The sequence below is a fragment of the Delftia sp. Lp-1 genome (assembly GCF_020523835.1).
Lineage (GTDB): Bacteria > Pseudomonadota > Gammaproteobacteria > Burkholderiales > Burkholderiaceae_C > Comamonas > Comamonas acidovorans.
In genome coordinates, this window is sequence record NZ_JAJALJ010000001.1 from 1,665,269 (window position 1) to 1,684,638 (window position 19,370).

General features: G+C 63.6%; 17 protein-coding genes and 2 tRNA genes. 14 read left to right on the top strand and 5 right to left on the bottom strand.

The genetic code is table 11. The features are described 5' to 3' along the window. Nucleotides 1-57: 57 nt before the first annotated feature. The 4 genes from LGR64_RS07340 to LGR64_RS07355 form a co-directional block, all read right to left on the bottom strand. Entirely contained in the window at nucleotides 58-330 is a 273-nt protein-coding gene (locus LGR64_RS07340; protein WP_012206420.1) for a (2Fe-2S)-binding protein, read from the bottom strand. A gap of 106 nt (nucleotides 331-436) precedes the next feature. Then, nucleotides 437-1,564 carry an alpha-hydroxy acid oxidase gene (locus LGR64_RS07345; RefSeq protein WP_141831221.1) on the bottom strand — a complete coding sequence of 376 codons (1,128 nt, stop codon included), beginning with the start codon at nucleotides 1,562-1,564 and terminating at the stop codon, nucleotides 437-439. Nucleotides 1,565-1,681: 117 nt separating this feature from the next. Further along, nucleotides 1,682-1,981, bottom strand: coding sequence for an SWIB/MDM2 domain-containing protein (locus LGR64_RS07350; protein WP_012206418.1), 300 nt, complete (start codon nucleotides 1,979-1,981; stop codon nucleotides 1,682-1,684). A gap of 216 nt (nucleotides 1,982-2,197) precedes the next feature. After that, on the bottom strand, nucleotides 2,198-3,148 hold the full coding sequence (locus LGR64_RS07355; protein WP_230355166.1) for a DMT family transporter: 951 nt from the start codon (nucleotides 3,146-3,148) through the stop codon (nucleotides 2,198-2,200). A gap of 362 nt (nucleotides 3,149-3,510) precedes the next feature. On the opposite strand from LGR64_RS07355, the gene aceA reads away from it, so the two are divergent. From aceA to LGR64_RS07405, 10 genes are all read left to right on the top strand, one after another. Continuing rightward, nucleotides 3,511-4,842 (top strand): isocitrate lyase, encoded by a 1,332-nt coding sequence (gene aceA, locus LGR64_RS07360; RefSeq protein WP_013801675.1) that lies wholly within the window; start codon nucleotides 3,511-3,513, stop codon nucleotides 4,840-4,842. A gap of 308 nt (nucleotides 4,843-5,150) precedes the next feature. Beyond that, the gene (gene thrS / locus LGR64_RS07365) at nucleotides 5,151-7,082 is read left to right on the top strand and encodes a threonine--tRNA ligase (RefSeq protein WP_013801676.1); all 1,932 of its coding nucleotides are present in this window, start codon (nucleotides 5,151-5,153) and stop codon (nucleotides 7,080-7,082) included. Nucleotides 7,083-7,162: 80 nt separating this feature from the next. Continuing rightward, nucleotides 7,163-7,780, top strand: coding sequence for a translation initiation factor IF-3 (gene infC, locus LGR64_RS07370; RefSeq protein WP_012206414.1), 618 nt, complete (start codon nucleotides 7,163-7,165; stop codon nucleotides 7,778-7,780). 203 nt (nucleotides 7,781-7,983) lie between these two features. Beyond that, nucleotides 7,984-8,187: a 50S ribosomal protein L35 gene (gene rpmI, locus LGR64_RS07375; protein ID WP_012206413.1), complete on the top strand. Its 204-nt coding sequence runs from the start codon at nucleotides 7,984-7,986 to the stop codon at nucleotides 8,185-8,187. A gap of 26 nt (nucleotides 8,188-8,213) precedes the next feature. Continuing rightward, nucleotides 8,214-8,573 (top strand): 50S ribosomal protein L20, encoded by a 360-nt coding sequence (gene rplT / locus LGR64_RS07380; RefSeq protein WP_012206412.1) that lies wholly within the window; start codon nucleotides 8,214-8,216, stop codon nucleotides 8,571-8,573. Between the two features lie 110 nt (nucleotides 8,574-8,683). Continuing rightward, the gene (gene pheS / locus LGR64_RS07385) at nucleotides 8,684-9,736 is read left to right on the top strand and encodes a phenylalanine--tRNA ligase subunit alpha (RefSeq protein WP_012206411.1); all 1,053 of its coding nucleotides are present in this window, start codon (nucleotides 8,684-8,686) and stop codon (nucleotides 9,734-9,736) included. A gap of 75 nt (nucleotides 9,737-9,811) precedes the next feature. After that, the gene (pheT, locus tag LGR64_RS07390) at nucleotides 9,812-12,259 is read left to right on the top strand and encodes a phenylalanine--tRNA ligase subunit beta (RefSeq protein ID WP_141831225.1); all 2,448 of its coding nucleotides are present in this window, start codon (nucleotides 9,812-9,814) and stop codon (nucleotides 12,257-12,259) included. A 33-nt stretch (nucleotides 12,260-12,292) separates the two neighbouring features. Further along, complete coding sequence (locus LGR64_RS07395) at nucleotides 12,293-12,625, top strand: integration host factor subunit alpha (RefSeq protein ID WP_088164239.1); 333 nt, start codon at nucleotides 12,293-12,295, stop codon at nucleotides 12,623-12,625. Between the two features lie 188 nt (nucleotides 12,626-12,813). After that, nucleotides 12,814-13,224, top strand: coding sequence for a MerR family transcriptional regulator (locus LGR64_RS07400; protein WP_016453295.1), 411 nt, complete (start codon nucleotides 12,814-12,816; stop codon nucleotides 13,222-13,224). Nucleotides 13,225-13,254: 30 nt separating this feature from the next. Continuing rightward, nucleotides 13,255-13,331 (top strand) — tRNA-Pro (locus LGR64_RS07405). 90 nt (nucleotides 13,332-13,421) lie between these two features. Here the strand turns inward: LGR64_RS07405 and LGR64_RS07410 are convergent. Beyond that, a complete protein-coding gene (locus LGR64_RS07410; protein WP_082138189.1) occupies nucleotides 13,422-14,420 on the bottom strand; it encodes a LysR substrate-binding domain-containing protein in 999 nt (332 codons plus the stop codon). 53 nt (nucleotides 14,421-14,473) lie between these two features. Here LGR64_RS07410 and ydiJ point away from each other — a divergent pair, with 53 nt between their 5' ends. The 4 genes from ydiJ (at nucleotide 14,474) to LGR64_RS07430 (ending at nucleotide 19,232) form a co-directional block, all read left to right on the top strand. Further along, nucleotides 14,474-17,527 (top strand): D-2-hydroxyglutarate dehydrogenase YdiJ, encoded by a 3,054-nt coding sequence (gene ydiJ, locus LGR64_RS07415; protein WP_141831227.1) that lies wholly within the window; start codon nucleotides 14,474-14,476, stop codon nucleotides 17,525-17,527. A gap of 107 nt (nucleotides 17,528-17,634) precedes the next feature. After that, nucleotides 17,635-17,711, top strand: a tRNA-Pro gene (locus tag LGR64_RS07420). Nucleotides 17,712-17,928: 217 nt separating this feature from the next. Next, entirely contained in the window at nucleotides 17,929-18,279 is a 351-nt protein-coding gene (locus tag LGR64_RS07425) for a single-stranded DNA-binding protein (RefSeq protein WP_012206405.1), read from the top strand. A 134-nt stretch (nucleotides 18,280-18,413) separates the two neighbouring features. Beyond that, entirely contained in the window at nucleotides 18,414-19,232 is an 819-nt protein-coding gene (locus LGR64_RS07430; RefSeq protein WP_012206404.1) for a MetQ/NlpA family ABC transporter substrate-binding protein, read from the top strand. Nucleotides 19,233-19,370 lie beyond the last annotated feature (138 nt).

Here is a 19,370-nt window from a genome sequence, read left to right on the forward strand (position 1 = left end):
CTCGGAAGACGGAGTATCAGCTGCGCAGAATCCACCAGGTGCATGTAACGACGAGGATCAGGCTGCCGACAAGTGCTGAGAGGAGGACCATGCTTTGCTCTCCAGAATGTTGTTGGCAAGCTGGACGGTCTGGGCCGCGACCTCGTTGTGGATGGCCGCCACGGGCTGGCTGGCGCAGCATTGCGCAACCACATCCCGGGCGCAGCTTTCGCAGCGGCCGCACTGCATGGCGATACCCAATTCGAATTGGATCTCGTCAAAGCTCATGCCCGCATGAGCGTGGCGTGCGATCTCACGGTCGGAAACCCGGCGGCATACACAGACGATCATGGCTACAGGCAGTAGTGGCTGGCTATTGATAGGATGAAAAATTATAAATGAGAATTCATCGCATTTGCAATTCTTGGTTGTCTGTAGGGCTGTATGGCGCTCGGCTTTACTCGGTATCCAGTAGTTCCACAGTGGCCTGGGCAAGGGTGGCACACCCTGTCAGCGCCATGGCGATCTCCAGTTCATCGCGCAGCAACCTGAGCACATGGGCCACGCCGGCGGCGCCTGCATTGGCCAGCCCCCAGAGTACGGGGCGGCCTATCAGAACCGCCGTCGCACCGAGGGCGATCGCCTTGAGCACGTCTGTGCCGCGCCGTATGCCCCCGTCGGCCAGCAAGGGGAGCTCGTGGCCCGCGCCGCGCACGGCCCTGGCCACGCGGGCAAGGGCTGTTGCCGTTGCCGGTGCGGTGTCCAGTGTGCGCCCTCCATGGTTGGAGACGATGATGCCCGCTACTCCCAATCTCGCAGCCTGCAGCGCATCGGCCGGGTGGAGCACGCCCTTGAGCAGCAGCGGCAGCCGTGTCTGCTGCTGCAGCCAGGCGACGTCATCCCAGGTAGGTGCATGGTGCAGCAGGCCGTCGAACAGGGCGCTCTGGCCTAGTGTAAGTTGCGTGGCTGCAAGTGGCGCCATCCCCTGCAGATTGACGGCCGACACTCCCGGCGGAAGACAAAAGCGCGCGCGGCGTTCACGGTCCCGCACACCGCTGGTGGGCGCGTCCACCGTCAGCACCAGCGCTTCGTAGCCTGCGGCCTCTGCGCGCTTGATCAGTTGCGTGGTGAAGCCACGGTCATGCTGCAGATAGAGTTGGAACCACAAAGGGCCATGGCCAGGCGTGAGCCGTGCTGCCTGTGCCACTGTCTCCAGCGGCAGGCTGGCCTGCGTGCTGAGCACCATGCCTGCGCCCAGCGCCGCAGCGGCATAGGCCGTTGCAAGCTCTGCGTCCGCATGGGCCATGCGCTGAAAGGCCATGGGGGCCACCAGCAGCGGGCAGGCCAGCTCCCTGCCCAGCAACTGCAGCCGGGTATGGCCGCCTGCAAGGGGGCGGAGCACGCGCGGCCACAGTGTGAGCGCGTCCCAGGCGCTGCGGTTGGCCGCAAGACTGCGCTCATCGGCCGCGCCGCCCGAGAAATAGGCCCAGGCGTTGTCGTCCATCCGCTGCCGTGCATGCGCCTCGTGGTCGGCCAGATTGATGATGCCGTCGGGAACGGCTTGCAGCGCGGGCACTTGACTCATGGCATTGGAATGTTGTCGGTGTGCAGCATCTCCGGCAAGAAGAGGAGATGGCATCCCGGAAAAAAGAAAAGCCGGCCCAGGGGCCGGCTTTCATCCGTCGTGGCGCAGGCCCGAGGATTACTTGACGTGCTTGCCGATCAGGCCAGCCATCTCGAACATCGAGACTTGGGGCTTGCCGAACACTTCCTTGAGCTTCGCGTCGGCGTTGATCATGCGCTTGTTGGCAGCGTCTTGCAGCTTGTTGGCCTTGATGTAGACCCACAGCTTGCTGATGATCTCGGTGCGGGGCAGGGGAGTGGAACCCACCACGGCAGCCAGAGCGGGGCTGGGGGTGAGGGGTTTCATGAAGGCGGCGTTGGGAGTGCGCTTCTTTGCGGGAGCTGCCGGAGCAGCCGTTGCCTTCTTTGCAGTTGCCATGTTGCTTGTTCCTAGTATGGAGTGGATTCTTTACCAGCGAAAAACCGTCGCTATCCACTGGCAGGCTGATGCTAATGGGAAAAAAACGCTCTTCCAAGCTTACCCGTCAAATTTTTGCCTCGATTTGTTGCTGTGGCGCTGTTTTTTGAGGAGTTTTTGCATTCTGGCCCGCTTTCGAGGGCCGCACTGGCAGGTTGGCCGTCGGCGTCAACGTTTTCAGAAGGGGCTGGCACCGCTCGCGGAAGGGTGTTGTGCAAGGCGTTTTCTGCCCGGCCAGGTGGCCACGAGAATGCCCAGCAGGGCGATCGCAAAGGCCAGCGTCTGCATGGATGTGACCCGTTCTCCCAGCACGCACATGCCGACCACGGCAGCGCTGATCGGCAGCAGTACCGTAAAGGTGCCGGCCTGGGAGGCTGGCACGTTGCGCAAGCCTGTCATCCACAACCACACGGTCCACACGCAGGCGGCAAGGGCGTAGAACAGCAACAGACCCCAGATGCTCCATGCCACGCTGCCGAAGTCGAAGCGCCACGCCAGATACAGCCCGAAGGGCGTTGACAGCGCAAATCCCCAGAGATTGACGATGGATGTGATGCGCTTGGGCCCCAGGGACGTGGTCAGGCGCTTGCCGATGACGGCGTAGAACGCCTCGCAAAGCACGGCGCCGACCAGCAGCATCTGCCCCAGCCACGCCTGCGGTGAGGCTGATGCTGCCGAGTCGGCGCCAGCGTCCGGGCGGGACAGTGCATACAGGCCGATGCCGGCCACGGCCAGCGCAATGGCCAGCCAGGTGCGCGCAGCCACGCGCTCGCGCAGAAACAGCCAGCTCATCAAGGCCACGGCAGCAGGGATGGCAGCCATGGTCACGCCGGCCGTGACGGCGCTTGTCAGGCTCACTCCAGTCACCATGCAGATGGTGAAGAGAAAGTTGCCGAACAGCGACTCAAGAAACAGCAGGCCCTGCGTGCGCCGAGACAGGGGTGCCTCGTCAGCCGGCTTGCGCAGCCAGCGCAGCATGGCGATGGCCCCGATGCCAAAGCGCAGCCAGGCCAGCAGCAGCACCGGAAAAATGGCCGCCAGAGGCTTGGAGAGGGCGACATAGCTGCCGACCAGGGACATGCTCAGCGCCAAGCAGGCATAGGCAGATCTGCGATGGGAGGTGTTCACGGCAAGTGCTGGTTTGAGAGGCGGGAGCGCCGCCTGAACGCGCGATGGTACCTGTGAGCGCGTCCGGTGTGCGTGACATGTGCCTGTCGCGGACGCTTGCCATGCTGTGGTGACTTTTCATGGCATGGAATCCATGTTTCGCATTGTGAAATATTGGAATGCTGCATTGCGCCAATTTTTCTCAATACGAGAAATGTGATTTCATATTGAAAAATATGAAAATAAATTGTTGATTTATATGGTAAAAAATTTAGTCTTGTATAAGACACAAGATGTTGATGAAGTCTTCTATAAGACTTAAATTTGATCCCAAGGCCGACGCAAGAAAGCCGCTTGTTTCAACCACCTCCCAGGAGAGCAACATGCCCCAATCCCTGACCCAGCAACTGAGCCGTGAACAGCAGATTTCCGCCCTTGAGAAAGACTGGGCGCAAAACCCCCGTTGGAAGGGCGTCAAGCGCGGCTACAGCGCCGCCGATGTGGTGCGTCTGCGCGGCAGCCTGCAGCCCGAGTACACGCTGGCCCAGCGCGGCGCGGAACTGCTCTGGGACAGGATCAACGGCGGTGCCAAGAAAGGCTATGTGAATGCCTTTGGCGCCATCTCCGCAGGCCAGGCCATGCAACAGGCCAAGGCCGGCCTGGAGGCGGTGTACCTGTCGGGCTGGCAGGTGGCTGCCGATGGCAACACCAGCGAAACCATGTACCCCGACCAGTCGCTGTACGCCTATGACTCGGTGCCCACCATGGTGCGCCGCATCAACAACACCTTCAAGCGTGCCGACGAAATCCAGTGGGGCCGTGGCATCAATCCCGGCGACAAGGAATTCATCGATTACTTCCTGCCTATCGTTGCCGATGCGGAAGCCGGTTTTGGCGGCGTGCTCAACGCGTTCGAACTGATGAAGAACATGATTGCCGCTGGCGCAGCCGGCGTGCACTTCGAGGACCAACTGGCTGCCGTGAAGAAGTGCGGCCACATGGGTGGCAAGGTTCTGGTGCCCACCCAGGAAGCCGTCGAGAAGCTGATCTCCGCCCGCTTTGCCGCTGACGTGATGGGCGTGCCTACCATTGTGCTGGCCCGCACCGATGCTGAAGCCGCCAACCTGATCACCTCGGATCACGACGCCAACGACAAGCCGTTCCTGACCGGCGAGCGCACGCAGGAAGGTTTCTACCGTGTCCGCAATGGCATGGAGCAGTCCATCAGCCGCGGTGTGGCCTATGCGCCCTATGCCGACCTGGTGTGGTGCGAAACCGGCGTGCCCGACATCGGCTTTGCCCGCGAGTTCGCCCAGGCCGTGCATGCCGCCTGCCCAGGCAAGCTGCTGAGCTACAACTGCTCGCCTTCGTTCAACTGGAAGAAGAACCTCAACGACAGCCAGATCGCCTCCTTCCAGGAAGACCTGTCTGCGCTGGGCTACAAGTTCCAGTTCATCACGCTGGCTGGCATTCACATCAACTGGTTCAACACGTTCAAGTTTGCCCACGCCTACGCCAACGGCGAAGGCATGAAGCACTACGTGAACATGGTGCAGGAGCCCGAATTCGCAGCCCGCGAACAAGGCTACACCTTCGTGTCGCACCAGCAGGAAGTGGGTGCGGGCTACTTCGACGATGTGACCACGGTGATCCAGGGTGGCTCGTCCAGCGTCAAGGCACTGACCGGCTCCACGGAAGAGGAGCAATTCCACTGAAGCGCGGCTTCGGTGAGTGCAACTTCAGGTAGATAGGGGTGAGAAAGCGTCCGGAGCCTTGTGCTTCGGGCGCTTTTTCTTTGCTGGGGTTAAAATGGCGGAAGTTTTCAATTGACAACAACTGACAAGGGCGAGAAAGGCATCATGGTTATGACACCGCGAACTACATCGGAGATGTACACCGGCCGCTAGCGGCTGGCGGTTCGCGCCTGCACGAGATTCACTCGACCCCAAGAAAGCGCGGACCTGGCTCCGCGCTTTTTGCTTTTGGGGGATGCGCGCCCCCTGAGAAATATTTTAGGAATCCCATGATCCACATTACGCTTCCCGATGGTTCGCAACGTGAGTACCCCGGCCCGGTCACCGTGGCCGAAGTGGCCGCATCCATAGGCACGGGCCTTGCCAAGGCTGCACTGGCTGGCAAGGTTGGCACGGGCGACGACGCCAAGGTGGTGGATACCAGCTTCGTCATCGACAAGGACATGCCCTTGTCCATCGTGACGGCCAAGGACGCCGATGGCCTGGAGGTGATCCGCCATTCCACGGCCCACTTGCTGGCCTATGCCGTCAAGGAACTGTTCCCGGAGGCCCAGGTCACCATCGGTCCCGTGATCGAGAACGGCTTCTACTACGACTTCTCGTACAAGCGCCCCTTCACGCCCGAGGACCTGGTCGCCATCGAAAAGCGCATGGCCGAACTGGCCGCCAAGGACGAGCCCGTGGTGCGCCGCGTGCTGCCGCGCGACGAGGCCGTTGCGTACTTCAAGGGCATCGGCGAGAACTACAAGGCCGAGATCATCGCCAGCATCCCCTCCAATGAGGATGTGAGCCTGTACCGCGAAGGCAGCTTCGAGGATCTGTGCCGCGGCCCGCACGTGCCCAGCACCGGCAAGCTCAAGTTCTTCAAGCTGATGAAGGTGGCTGGCGCCTACTGGCGTGGCGACCATCGCAACGAGATGCTGCAGCGCGTGTACGGCACGGCCTGGGCATCGAAGGACGACCTGCAGCAGTACCTGCACATGCTGGAGGAGGCTGAAAAGCGCGACCACCGCAAGCTGGGCCGTGAACTGGACCTGTTCCACATCGACGAGCATTCGCCGGGCACCGTGTTCTGGCACCCGAAGGGCTGGTCCCTGTGGCAAGAGGTGGAGCAGTACATGCGCCGCGTGTACCGCGACAACGGCTATCAGGAAGTCAAAGGTCCGCAGATCCTGGACAAGACCCTGTGGGAGAAGACCGGTCACTGGGACAAGTACCGCGAGAACATGTTCACGACCGAGTCGGAAAAGCGCGACTACGCGCTCAAGCCGATGAACTGCCCCGGCCACATCCTGATCTTCAAGCAGGGCATCAAGAGCTACCGCGACCTGCCGCTGCGCTACGGCGAATTCGGCCAGTGCCACCGCAACGAGCCCACGGGCGGCCTGCACGGCATCATGCGCGTGCGCGGCTTCACGCAGGATGACGGCCACGTCTTTTGCACGGAAGACCAGATCCAGCCCGAAGTGCTGGCCTTCACCACGCTGCTGCAAAAGGTCTATGCGGACTTCGGCTTCAGCGACATCATCTACAAGGTCGCCACGCGCCCCGAGGCGCGCATCGGCTCTGATGAAAGCTGGGACAAGGCAGAAGCTGCGCTGATCAACAGCCTGGAGGCTTCGGGCTGCGAGTACGTGATCTCGCCCGGCGATGGCGCGTTCTACGGCCCCAAGATCGAGTACACGCTCAAGGACGCCATCGGCCGCCAGTGGCAGTGCGGAACCATCCAGGTGGATTTCTCCATGCCCGAGCGCCTGGATGCGGAGTACGTGGGCGAGGACGGCGACCGCCATCGCCCCGTGATGCTGCACCGTGCCATCGTCGGCAGCCTGGAGCGTTTCATCGGCATTCTCATCGAGCAGCACGCTGGCGCCATGCCGACCTGGCTGGCTCCCGTGCAGGCCGCCGTGCTCAATATCACCGACGCGCAGGCGGACTATGTGCGGGAAGTCGCACAAAAGCTGCAAAAAGCATTTCCGAATCAAGGCCTTAGGGTGGCGACAGATCTGCGCAACGAAAAGATTACGTATAAAATACGGGAGCATTCGTTGCAAAAGCTGCCTTACATCCTTGTTGCTGGCGACAAGGAGAAGGCCGCTGGTGCAGTGGCAGTGCGCGCACGGGGCAACAAGGACCTCGGTGTGATGTCGGTCGATGCGTTCATTGAACTCGTGGCCAAGGACATCGCGGCGAAGGCCTGATGGAGCATCTCCAAAGGCGGTAGCCGCATGCGTGTATTGCACACAAGCGGCTACGCTGTTGTAGCAACTTAAATCCAAGGGTGAGAACCATAGCTACTGAATTTCGTGATCGGCGCCACCGTGAAGAGCGCAAGCATCGTCTCAACCGTGAAATCATGGCGCCTGAAGTGCGTCTGTCCGGCCCGGAGAACGAGCCGCTGGGCATCGTGCCTCTGCAGGAAGCGCTGCGCATGGCGGGCGAGCTGGACGTGGACCTGGTGGAAATCGCCGCCACTGCCACTCCACCTGTCTGCCGGTTGATGGACTATGGCAAGTTCAAGTACCTTGAACAGAAGAAGGCTGCCGAAGCCAAGGCCAAGCAGACCGTCATCGAAATCAAGGAAGTGAAATTCCGCCCTGGTACCGACGACGGCGACTACAACATCAAGCTGCGCAACATCCGCCGTTTCCTGGCCGATGGTGACAAGTGCAAGATCACGCTGCGGTTCCGCGGCCGTGAAATCACGCACCAGCAGATTGGTCTGGACCTGCTGAACCGTCTGCGTGACGATCTGGCGGATTCCATCCAGGTGGAGCAGTTCCCCAAGCTGGAAGGCCGCCAGATGGTGATGATGATCGCCCCTGCGCGCAAGAAGCCTACCGCTGGCGGCAAGCCGGCAGAAGTTTCTGCTGCACCTGCGGTGGCTGATAAGGCATAATCGCGGTTTCGCCCTTCGTTGAGGGGCGACAGAATTTGCAGGCCGTGCGCGAGTTGATTGCGCGTGGCGTGCGATGCAAGGGACATGGTTTCCATGTCCCTTGTTCTTGCCGGCCTCCGGGCTGGCACAGAAGTGTCTCGGGGCCAGCAAGTGCGCGCAGTGTTGCGAGCCGCCTCACGAGCACAAACAACAGGAGCATTCAAATGCCCAAAATGAAGACCAAGAGCAGCGCGAAGAAGCGTTTTCGCGTTCGTCCCGGTGGCACCGTCAAGCGCGGTCAAGCCTTCAAGCGTCACATCTTGACCAAGAAGACCACCAAGAACAAGCGTCACCTGCGTGGTGCAGTGTCTGTGCATGAGACCAACATGGGCTCTATCGCACAAATGCTGCCGATGGCTGGCCTGTAATTCACTGACGAACAAGGAGAAAACACATGCCTCGCGTCAAACGTGGTGTAACGGCCCGCGCCCGTCACAAAAAAGTTCTGGCCCTTTCCAAGGGTTTCCGCGGCCGCCGCGGCAATGTCTTCCGCATCGCCAAGCAGGCGGTGATGAAGGCTGGGCAATATGCCTACCGTGACCGCCGTGCCAAGAAGCGCGTGTTCCGCCGTCTGTGGATCGCCCGTATCAACGCCGCTGCACGTGAACTGGGCCTGACCTACAGCCAGTTCGCCAACGGCCTGAAGAAGGCAGCCATCGAGATCGACCGCAAGATGCTGGCCGATATCGCGGTGCACGACAAGGCTGCGTTTAGCAGCATCGTTGATCAAGTCAAGGCCAAGCTGGCTGCTTGAGATAACGGTCTGCGGCCATCCTCGTGATGGTCTGCAGCGCAAACAGCAAGGGCTAGGGCTTGAAAAGGCTGCTAGCCCTTGTTTCTTTTCACAGTCGATAAAGAGTCGATATGAACGAGTTGGATTCTCTGGTCGAGAGCGCGCAGCAGCTGTTCGCGCAGGCACAAACCCCCGCTGATCTGGAAAACGCCAAGGCGCAGTTTCTGGGCAAGTCGGGCAAGGTGACCGAGCTCATGAAGGGCATGGCGCAGCTTTCCGTCGAAGAGAAGAAGTCGCGCGGAGCCGCCATCAACGTGGCCAAGCAAGGCATCGAGGCCGCGCTGACAGCGCGCCGCAAGGCCCTGGCCGATGCCGAACTGCAGGCCCACCTGAAGGCCGAGGTGCTGGATGTGACCTTGCCGGGCCGCCGCCGTGGCCAGGGTGGCCTGCACCCCGTGTCGCTGACGCTGGAGCGCATCGAGGGCATCTTCGGCTCCATGGGTTTCGATGTGGCCGAGGGCCCCGAGATCGAGTCCGACTGGTTCAACTTCACGGCGCTGAACACGCCGGAAGACCATCCCGCCCGTTCCATGCACGACACCTTCTACGTGGAAGGCGGCACGGAGCAGGCTCCCAATCTGCTGCGCACGCACACCAGCCCGATGCAGGTGCGCCACGCTGTACAGCACGTCAAGAAATACCGTGAGCGGCTCGACGCCGGCCAGGGCATGCCCGAGATCCGCGTGATCGCGCCGGGCCGCACCTACCGCGTGGACAGCGATGCCACGCACTCGCCCATGTTCCACCAGTGCGAAGGCCTGTGGATCGGCGAGAACGTCAGCTTCAAGGACCTGAAGGTGGTCTTCACCGACTTCTGCAAGACCTTCTTCGAGAGCGACGACCTGGTGCTGCGCTTTCGCCCCAGCTTCTTCCCCTTCACCGAGCCCAGCGCCGAGATCGACATCCAGTTCCAGAGCGGCCCGTTGGCCGGCCGCTGGTTGGAAGTGGCCGGCTCCGGCCAGGTGCACCCCAACGTGGTGCGCAACATGGGGCTGGACCCCGAAAAGTACATCGGCTTTGCCTTTGGCATGGGGCCTGACCGCCTGACCATGCTGCGCTATGGCGTCAACGATCTGCGACTGTTTTTTGACGGCGATATCCGCTTCCTGTCGCAATTCCGTTGATCCGGCTGCAAGCCTTCGCCAAAGAGTCCGCCAGCGCCACGGCGCGCGGACTGAACCAACGCCAAAGAGTCTGATATGCAATTTCCCGAATCCTGGCTGCGCGAGTTCTGCAATCCGCCGCTGACCACCCAAGAACTGGCCGACACCCTGACCATGGCCGGCCTGGAGGTGGAGGAGCTGGAGCCCGTGGCGCCGCCGTTCACCAAGATCGTCGTCGGTGAGATCAAGGCTGCCGAGCAGCACCCCAATGCCGATCGCCTGCGCGTGTGCCAGGTCGATGTGGGCGGACCCGAGCTGCTGACCATCGTCTGCGGCGCGCCCAACGCGCGCGTGGGCATCCGCGTGCCCTGCGCCACGGTGGGCGCCGAGCTGCCGCCCGGTGAAGATGGCAAGCCTTTCCTGATCAAGATCGGCAAGCTGCGCGGTGTGGAGAGCTTCGGCATGCTGTGCTCGGCACGCGAGCTCAAGCTGTCCGAGGACCATGGCGGCCTGATGGAGTTGCCGCTGGACGCACCCCTGGGCCAGAACATCCGCGAATACCTGAACCTGGATGACACGCTGCTCACGCTCAAGCTCACGCCCAACCTGGCGCATTGCCTGAGTGTCTATGGCGTGGCGCGCGAAGTGGCTGCGCTGACCGGCGCCCCGCTCAAGCCCCAGTCGTTCACGCCTGCCGCCGTGGGCGTGCAGGACAAGCTGGCCGTGAAGATCGAGGCGCCCGACCTGTGCGGCCGCTTCTCGGGCCGCGTGGTGCGCAATGTCAACACCCAGGCGAAGACGCCGCAGTGGATGGTCGATCGCCTGGCGCGCTGCGGCCAGCGCAGCGTGGCGCCGCTGGTGGACATCTCCAACTATGTGATGTTCGAGCTGGGCCGTCCTTCGCACATCTTCGACCTGGACAAGATCCACGACGGCCTGCAGGTGCGCTGGGGTAAGGAAGGCGAGCAGCTCAAGCTGCTCAACGGCAACACCGTCACCGTGGATGGACAGGTGGGCGTGATCGCCGATGAGCGCGAAGTCGAGTCGCTGGCCGGCATCATGGGCGGCGACGCCACGGCCGTGTCCGACGACACGCGCCACATCTACATCGAGGCCGCATTCTGGTGGCCCAAGTCGATTGCCGGCCGTTCGCGCCGCTACAACTTCTCCACTGATGCGGGCCACCGCTTCGAGCGGGGTGTCGATCCTGAACTGACGGTTGAGCACATCGAGCGCATCACCGAGCTGGTGCTGCAGATCTGCGGCACGCCCGAGACCGTCTGCGGCCCCATTGACGACCAGAAGTCCAATATGCCCCAGCCCAAGCCCGTCACGCTGCGCGTGGCGCGTGCGGCCAAGGTCATCGGCATGCCGCTCACGCAGCAGCAGTGCCACGATGCGCTGGCCGGCCTGGGCCTGCCGGTGGAGCAGGGCGATGGCGTGCTCACCGTCACGCCGCCCAGCTTCCGCTTCGACATCAACATCGAAGAAGACCTGGTCGAGGAAGTGGCGCGCATGGTGGGTTACGAGAACCTGCCCACGACCAAGCCGCTGGCGCCCATTGCGCCCAAGCTGCGCGCCGAAAACCGCCGCAGCCAGTTCGCCGTGCGCCGCGCGCTGGCCGATCTGGGCTACCAGGAAACCATCAACTTCAGCTTTGTGGAAGCCGCGTGGGAGAAGGATCTGGCCGGCAATGCCAATCCCATCCAGCTGCTCAACCCCATCGCAAGCCAGCTCAGCGTGATGCGCTCCAGCCTCATCGGCTCGCTCATGCAGGTGCTCAAGTTCAATGCCGACCGCAAGGCCGAGCGCGTGCGCGTGTTCGAGCTGGGCCGTGTCTTCCTCAAGGATGACAGCGTTGTTGACAGCGATACCACGGTCAAGGGCTTCTACCAGCCCATGCGCGTGGCAGGCCTGGCCTGGGGTGCTGGAGAGCAGCTGCAATGGGGCCGCGCCGAAGCCAAGGTGGACTTCTACGACGTCAAGGGCGATGTCGAGGCGCTGCTGGCGCCGCGCAAGCCCGTGTTCGAGCCGGCCGAGCATCCGGCCATGCACCCGGGCCGCTGCGCGCGTGTGCTGCTCGATGGCCAGTCCATCGGCTTCATCGGCGAGCTGCATCCCCAGTGGCGCCAGCAATGGGATCTGGCCCAGGCCCCCGTGCTGTTCGAGCTGGAGCTCGATGCCGTGCTGGCGCGCGAGGTGCCGGTGTTCAAGCCCGTGGCCAAGCACCAGGCCGTGGAGCGCGACATTGCCGTGGTCGTGAACGAAAAGGCCACGCATGCCCAGCTGATGCAGGCGGTGGAAGCTGCCCAGACCGGCGGCCTGCTGCGCTCTGCCGTGCTGTTCGATGTGTTCCGTCCCAAGGCGCTCAAGGCCGGCGAGACAGCGGCACCGGGCGCGCTGGCGCAGGACGAAAAGAGCCTGGCTGTGCGCCTGACGCTGGGCAATGACGACAGCTCGCTGACCGATGTGCAGATCGAACAGGCCGTGCAGGCCGTGCTCGAGCAGCTGCAGCAACGCCTGGGCGCGCGCCTGCGCGCCTGATAGAAGGCCCATGCCGTGAAAGGAGATCCCGTGATGGAACTGACGGTGGAAAGTCTTGATTCGCCCGCGCTGACCAAGGCGCAGCTGGCGGACCTGCTGTTCGACGAGATCGGCCTGAACAAGCGCGAATCCAAGGAAATGGTGGATGCGTTCTTCGAGCTGATCTCGCAAAGCCTGGTGACGGGCGAGGATGTGAAGCTGTCGGGCTTCGGCAACTTCCAGATCCGCACCAAGGCGCCGCGTCCGGGGCGCAACCCGCGCACGGGCGAGGCCATTCCGATCGAGGCACGCCGCGTCGTGACCTTCCATGCGAGCAGCAAGCTCAAGGAGCAGATCCAGGAAGGCACGACGGGCTCCACGTCCTGAAGGGTCGTCCCCGGGGTCCGGCTTGCCGTGGCCCAGCTGTCGTCAGCCTGTCTGCCTTGCGGTGGATGGGCTGTTTTTACGACAGGGTGCTGGCCTGCAAGCGAGCTGTGCAGTAGGCTCGGCCTTCTTCCCGGATCGGCGTCCGCGCACCAGCGGCATTGCACATCCTGACCTCATCCACATTTGCCATGGCTTCACTTCTGCCCCAGATTCCCGCCAAGCGCTACTTCACCATCGGTGAGGTCGCGGATCTGTGCGACGTCAAGCCGCATGTGCTGCGCTATTGGGAGCAGGAGTTCACGCAGCTGCGTCCCATGAAGCGGCGCGGCAACCGCCGCTACTACCAGCACCACGAAGTGCTGATGATCCGGCGCATCCGTGAGCTGCTGTACGAACAGGGCTTCACCATCAACGGCGCGCGCAACCGCCTGCGCGAAGCCTCGGGGTCTGCCGTGGTTCCCGCGCTGCAGGCCGGTGTCGCGGTGTCGGCGCCGGCTGCCGCGCCGCTGCTCGGTGGCGATGCCGCGGCCAGCGTTCCGCTGGAGCCGGAGGCCGTGCGCGAGGAGCTTTTGCAGATTCGTGCGCTGCTTTCTATTTGAGAGCAAAAAGCTGTATATAATTGAATTCTTCGGCGTGTAGCGCAGCCTGGTAGCGCACTTGCATGGGGTGCAAGGGGTCGCGAGTTCGAATCCCGCCACGCCGACCATAAATGAATACGGACCACAGCTTCTGGCTGTGGTCCGTTTTTCTTTGTGCCATCGCCAACCTCTGAAGGAGAGCGGCCATTGCGCAGAGATCAACCCTGAGCGCAGGTTTCAAGCAGCCATTGCCGGAAGGCTGCCAGCGCCGGCAGTGTCGCGTTCCTCTCGGGATAGACCAGGTAGTAGCTGCGCTGGCTGGGGATGGCGTCTCCCACCACGTGCAGCTCACCGCGCGCTATCTCCTCTTCCACCAGTACCCGTGGCACCAGGCCCACGCCCATGCCTGCCAGCACGGCCTGTATCAGGTGCGAGGTCAGCTCGAAGCTCGGCCCTATCCGCATCTGCCGGTGATCGAGCCGATAGTGCGTGAACCACTCGCTCCAGGCCTGCCGGTTGCTGGCCACCGTGAGCAGCACCTGCTGGCCAGCCCAATCCGGCGAGGCTGCTGCCTGCCCGGCCTGCTGCAGCGCCTGCGGGCTGGCCACCGCCACCAGAAATTCGTGGTACAGGCGATGCGCGGTCAGCCCGGGCCAGTCTCCCGTGCCCACGGTGATGGCGGCGTCTATCTCTGCGCTGTCGAAATCGATATCGCCGATGCGCGAGTGGATGTGCATCGTCACCCCGGGCTGCGCCTGGTAGAAGCCATGCAGGTGCGGCAGCAGCCATTTGGAGCCGAAGGTGGGCAGGGTGGCCAGGTTGAGGGTGCCACCGCCGGACTGGCGTGACATGGCCTGCAGGGTGGCGCTGCGTATGCGGCCCAGCGCGGCGCCCAGGTCGATGAAGTAGCGGCGCCCCACGTCGGTCAGGCGCACCGTGCGCCCCTCGCGGCGGAACAGGCTGATGCCCAGCTGCGCCTCCAGCGTCTGCACCTGCCGGCTGATGGCGCTCTGGCTGAGCGACAGCTCCTCGGCCGCACGCGCATAGCTTTCGTGGCGGGCGGCCGCCTCGAAGACCAGCAGCAAGGACATGGAGGGCGTCAGGCGTCGGTAATTCATGAGTTTTATGCAGTGTTTACGGCAGCAATTTTCGTTTGTTCCAGAGGAAGAGTGTAGAGATACTTGCGGCCATGGTCGGCCTGAAATCGTGTATTGCATGCATGGGTTTCCTGGGCTGATCGCCTGCAACAAAACTCCCCACCTTGCCCTCCATGTCGATTGCCCCACTGCCCCACGCCGGCGCCCCCGTGCTTGCTCATTACCTTGAGTTTCTTGAAGCGCTGAAGGCCGCCGGCTTCGAGGGCGACGTGGACACGGACCATGCCAGCCGCACCGTGCTGGCCACGGACAACTCCATCTACCAGCGCATGCCGCAGGCGGCCATCTACCCGCGTCACGCCGAGGATGTGGCCAGGGCGGCGCAGGTGCTGGCGCGGCCTGAGTTCCGCGATGTGGTGCTGACACCGCGCGGCGGCGGCACGGGCACGAACGGGCAGTCGCTCACGCATGGCGTGACCATGGACTTGTCGCGGCACATGAACGGCATCCTCGAAATCAATGCCGAGCAGCGCTGGGTGCGCGTGCAGGCAGGCGTGGTCAAGGACCAGCTCAACGCCGCGCTCAAGCCGCACGGACTGTTCTTTGCCCCCGAGCTGTCCACCTCCAACCGCGCCACCATCGGCGGCATGATCAACACCGATGCCAGCGGGCAGGGCAGCTGCACCTATGGCAAGACGCGGGACCACGTGCTGGCGCTGGACTTCGTGCTGCTCGGCGGCGAGCGCCTGCACAGCGCGCCGCTGGATGCCGAGGCGCTGGAGCGCATGTGCGCCGATTCGGGGCGCATCGGCAAGGTGCACCGCACGGCGCGGCGCATCAGCGAGGACCAGGCGGAGTTGATCGAGGCGCGGTTTCCCAAGCTCAACCGCTGCCTCACCGGCTATGACCTGGCCCATCTGCGCGAAGGCGACGGGCGCTTCAACCTCAACAGCGTGCTGTGCGGCGCCGAAGGGTCGCTGGGCTTCGTGGTGGAGGCGCGGCTCAACGTGCTGCCCATTCCCCGGTACTCGGTGCTGGTCAACGTGCGCTATGCGGGCTTCATGGATGCGCTGCGCGATGCGCGCGCGCTGATGGCGCACCGGCCGCTGTCCATCGAGACGGTGGATTCCAAGGTGCTGTTGCTGGCCATGAAGGACTTCGTCTGGAGCAGCGTGGCCGAGTACTTCCCGCAGGACGGCCAGCGCCCCACGCTGGGCATCAACCTGGTGGAATTCAGCGGCGACGATCCGCAGGAGGTCGATGGCAGCGTGCAGGCCTTCCTCGCGCACCTGGGCGCCGACGCCTCGGTGGAGCGGCTGGGCCACACGCTGGCGGCAGGCAATGCGGCGGTGCACCGCGTCTATGCCATGCGCAAGCGCGCCGTGGGCCTGCTGGGCAACGTGGCGGGCGAGGCGCGGCCCCAGCCCTTTGTCGAAGACACGGCCGTGCCGCCCGAGAACCTGCCCGAGTTCATTGCCGAGTTCCGCGCGCTGCTGGACAGCCACGGCCTGCAGTACGGCATGTTCGGCCACGTCGATGCCGGCGTGCTGCATGTGCGCCCCATCCTGGACATGAAGAACCCCGTGGACGCCGCCCTGGTGCGCCCCATCTCCGACGCGGTGGCCGAACTCACGCAGCGCCATGGCGGCCTGCTGTGGGGCGAGCACGGCAAGGGCCTGCGCTCCGAATATGTGCCGGCCTTCTTCGGCGAGCTGTATCCCTCGCTGCAGCAGCTCAAGGCCGCCTTCGACCCGCACAACCAGCTCAACCCCGGCAAGATCGCCACGCCGCCGGCCAGCAAGACCTTGCTGCTCAAGGTGGACGGCGTCACCACGCGCGGCGAGCTGGACCGGCAGATCGACGAGCGCGTATGGCAAAGCTATGGCGCGGCCATGCACTGCAACGGCAACGGCGCCTGCTACAACTTCGATCCGGACGACGCCATGTGCCCTTCCTGGAAGGCCACGCGCCAGCGCGTGCATTCGCCCAAGGGCCGGGCCTCGCTGATGCGCGAATGGCTGCGCCTGCAGGGGCAGGCCGGAGTGAACGTGCTGGAGGTCGCGCAGCGGCCCCAGCCCTTTCTGTCCAGCCTGGCTGCGCGCTGGCGCAACAGCCGCGCGGCGCGCCGCGGCGAGGCCGATTTCTCGCACGAGGTCTATGACGCCATGGCCGGCTGCCTGGCCTGCAAGTCCTGCGCCGGGCAGTGTCCCGTCAAGGTCAACGTGCCCGAATTCCGCTCGCGCTTTCTGGAGCTGTACCACCGCCGCTACCTGCGGCCCGTGCGCGACTACCTGATCGGCTCGCTGGAGTTCACCATGCCGTGGCTGGCGCGCATGCCCGCGCTCTACAACGGGGTGATGGGCTCGCCATGGATGCGCGATGTGCTCAGCCGTCGCATCGGCATGGTCGATGGCCCGCTGCTGAGCCGGCTGGACCTGGCTGCCACCTTGCGGCAATGGAAGGTGCGCGCGGCCGATGCGCAGGCGCTGGCCGCGCTAACGCCTGAGCAGCGCGCGCGCAGCGTGGTCATCGTGCAGGACAGCTTTACCCGCTACTTCGAGACCGGCCAGCTGCAGGTGCTGATCGAGCTGGCGGCGCGCCTGGGATTCCAGGTCTGGCTAGCGCCGCTGCTGCCCAATGGCAAGCCGCTGCATGTGCAGGGATTCATGGGCGCCTTTGCCAAGGCGGCCATCCGCAATGCCGCGCAGCTGGCGCAACTGGCGCAGTCCGGCGTTGCGCTGGTGGGGCTGGACCCGGCCATGACGCTGGCCTATCGGCAGGAATACCTTAAGGTGCCGGGCATGGGCGAGGTGCCGAAGGTCGCGCTGCCCCAGGAGTGGCTGCTGCAGGTGCTGCCCGAGGCGGTGACCAGCGTGGCCAGCGTGGCCTACCGGCTGCTGCCGCACTGCACTGAAAAGACCAACGCGCCCGACAGCGGCAAGCAGTGGACGCAGCTTTTCGAGCGGCGGGGGCTGCGCCTGAGCGTGGAGGCCACGGGCTGCTGCGGCATGTCGGGCACCTACGGGCATGAGGCGCGCAACCTCGAAACCTCCAAGACCATCTATGCCCAGTCATGGGAGAAACAGGTCGAGAGCAAGCAGAACCTGGGCGAGCCGCTGGCCACCGGCTACTCCTGCCGCAGCCAGGTCAAGCGACTGTCTGCACGGCAGCTGCGCCATCCGTTGGAGGCCTTGCTGGACCACGTGCGCGCCACGCATCAGGGGTGAGAAGATGCGGGGGCTGATCGTCGCCATTTCAGGAATTTGCAGACATTTTTGAAAAATCTCTGCGTTTTCCCTGAAGGCCTGTTTTTAGTCCCTATAATTCAATGCTTCGGCGTGTAGCGCAGCCTGGTAGCGCACTTGCATGGGGTGCAAGGGGTCGCGAGTTCGAATCCCGCCACGCCGACCAAAACGCAAAGCTCCTGACGGAAACGTCAGGAGCTTTTTGCTTTGTACGTTTGTTTTTTGCGCGTTCGATTTTGCGCGCGATGGCGCCTTGCCGCGAAGAGAAAGTGCAGCTTCGCGAAGCAGGTCCATCACGGATGGCGAGGGCAGCCAGCGCATGAAAAGTCCATGCACCGCGAAGATGCGCGTCCCGGTCTGGGCACGTAAAACCTGCACCTACAATGGCGTCTTTTGTAACTGACGATTTCTTCCTGGTCTCGCACATGATGGATGGACTGATTACCGGCAGACTCACCGGTACGCCCGAACACCGCAGCGACCGCAATCGGCGCCCCTTCATGGTGGCCCGCGTGCGTTCCGAGGCATCCGATGGCACCTCCATCCCGGTCAACGTGGTTGCATTCGATGCCCAGGCCTGCGAGGTGCTGCGCAATCTGATCGAAGGCGATGCCGTGGCGCTGCGTGGCAGCTTCACTCCCAAGGTCTGGATAGACCGCCAGGAACAACCCCACCCTGTGCTGGACGTCGTGGCCCACCAGGTGATGGCAACGCCCGAGTTCCAGGACCGCTGACGCCCGCGCTGCGGCGCCGGTTGTGAGCTACTGAAAAAACTGTCTAGCCGCAGTGTGCAGGTACGGCCGCCGCGCGCTGTGTTGGCGCTACAGTGTGCGCCTGTGTTTTTGACAGGTTACAAGGAACCGCATCCATGCCCACCAAGCGCCATTTCCTCCGCCGCACGCTCACGGCCGCCGCGATTGCCAGCACCGCCGCCATGACCCTGCTGGCCATGCCCGCGCAGGCGCAGGACAAGCCCATCAAGGTCGGCGTCACGGCCGGCCCGCACGCCCAGATCATGGAGCAGGTCAAGAAGGTCGCCGAGAAGAACGGCCTGAAGATCCAGATCGTTGAATTCGGCGACTACGTGCAGCCCAATGCCGCGCTGTCTGCCGGTGACCTGGACGCCAACAGCTACCAGCACCGCCCCTACCTCGACGCCCAGGTGCGCGACCGCGGCTACAAGATCGGCTGGGTGGCCGACACGGTGAATTTCCCCATCGGCATCTATTCCAAGAAGATCAAGCAGCTGGCCGACCTGCCCCAGGGCGCCAAGTTCGGCATCCCCAACGATCCCACCAACGGTGGCCGCGTGCTGCTGCTGCTGCAGGCCCAGGGCCTGATCAAGCTCAAGGAAAGCGCGGGCCTGAAGGCCACGCCGCTGGACGTGGTCTCCAACCCCAAGAAGCTGCGCTTCGTGGAGCTGGACGCAGCCCAGCTGCCACGCTCGCTGGATGACCTGGACGCCTCGGCCATCAACACCAACTTCGCGATCTCGGCGGGCCTGAACCCCAAGACCGATGCCATTGCGCAGGAAAACGCCAAGAACCCCTATGTGAACATCCTGGTCGCGCGCGATGCCGACAAGGGCAAGCCCTGGGTGGCGCAACTGATCAAGGCCTACCACTCCGATGAAGTGCGCCAGTTCATCGATGTGCAGTTCAAGGGATCGGTGATCCCTGCGTTTTGAAGAACGCACCCCCTGAGGCGCTGACGCGCCTTCCCCCTCTCTACCCGCTTCGCGGGGGAGGGGGACGACACCCTCGGTGCGGGGCTGCCCTTCCTCGGTGTCCCCGAGTTGGGCCTTGGTGGTGCCATCGCCATGACC

What these genes read in the sequence shown, in the direction of transcription:
- LGR64_RS07340 (WP_012206420.1), bottom strand. Translation starts at nt 330, where the DNA reads ATGATCGTCTGTGTATGCCGCCGGGTTTCCGACCGTGAGATCGCACGC.
- LGR64_RS07345 (WP_141831221.1), bottom strand. Translation starts at nt 1,564, where the DNA reads ATGAGTCAAGTGCCCGCGCTGCAAGCCGTTCCCGACGGCATCATCAAT.
- LGR64_RS07350 (WP_012206418.1), bottom strand. Translation starts at nt 1,981, where the DNA reads ATGGCAACTGCAAAGAAGGCAACGGCTGCTCCGGCAGCTCCCGCAAAG.
- aceA (WP_013801675.1), top strand. Translation starts at nt 3,511, where the DNA reads ATGCCCCAATCCCTGACCCAGCAACTGAGCCGTGAACAGCAGATTTCC.
- thrS (WP_013801676.1), top strand. Translation starts at nt 5,151, where the DNA reads ATGATCCACATTACGCTTCCCGATGGTTCGCAACGTGAGTACCCCGGC.
- rpmI (WP_012206413.1), top strand. Translation starts at nt 7,984, where the DNA reads ATGCCCAAAATGAAGACCAAGAGCAGCGCGAAGAAGCGTTTTCGCGTT.
- rplT (WP_012206412.1), top strand. Translation starts at nt 8,214, where the DNA reads ATGCCTCGCGTCAAACGTGGTGTAACGGCCCGCGCCCGTCACAAAAAA.
- pheS (WP_012206411.1), top strand. Translation starts at nt 8,684, where the DNA reads ATGAACGAGTTGGATTCTCTGGTCGAGAGCGCGCAGCAGCTGTTCGCG.
- pheT (WP_141831225.1), top strand. Translation starts at nt 9,812, where the DNA reads ATGCAATTTCCCGAATCCTGGCTGCGCGAGTTCTGCAATCCGCCGCTG.
- LGR64_RS07395 (WP_088164239.1), top strand. Translation starts at nt 12,293, where the DNA reads ATGGAACTGACGGTGGAAAGTCTTGATTCGCCCGCGCTGACCAAGGCG.
- LGR64_RS07400 (WP_016453295.1), top strand. Translation starts at nt 12,814, where the DNA reads ATGGCTTCACTTCTGCCCCAGATTCCCGCCAAGCGCTACTTCACCATC.
- LGR64_RS07410 (WP_082138189.1), bottom strand. Translation starts at nt 14,420, where the DNA reads ATGCAATACACGATTTCAGGCCGACCATGGCCGCAAGTATCTCTACAC.
- ydiJ (WP_141831227.1), top strand. Translation starts at nt 14,474, where the DNA reads ATGTCGATTGCCCCACTGCCCCACGCCGGCGCCCCCGTGCTTGCTCAT.
- LGR64_RS07425 (WP_012206405.1), top strand. Translation starts at nt 17,929, where the DNA reads ATGGCGTCTTTTGTAACTGACGATTTCTTCCTGGTCTCGCACATGATG.
- LGR64_RS07430 (WP_012206404.1), top strand. Translation starts at nt 18,414, where the DNA reads ATGCCCACCAAGCGCCATTTCCTCCGCCGCACGCTCACGGCCGCCGCG.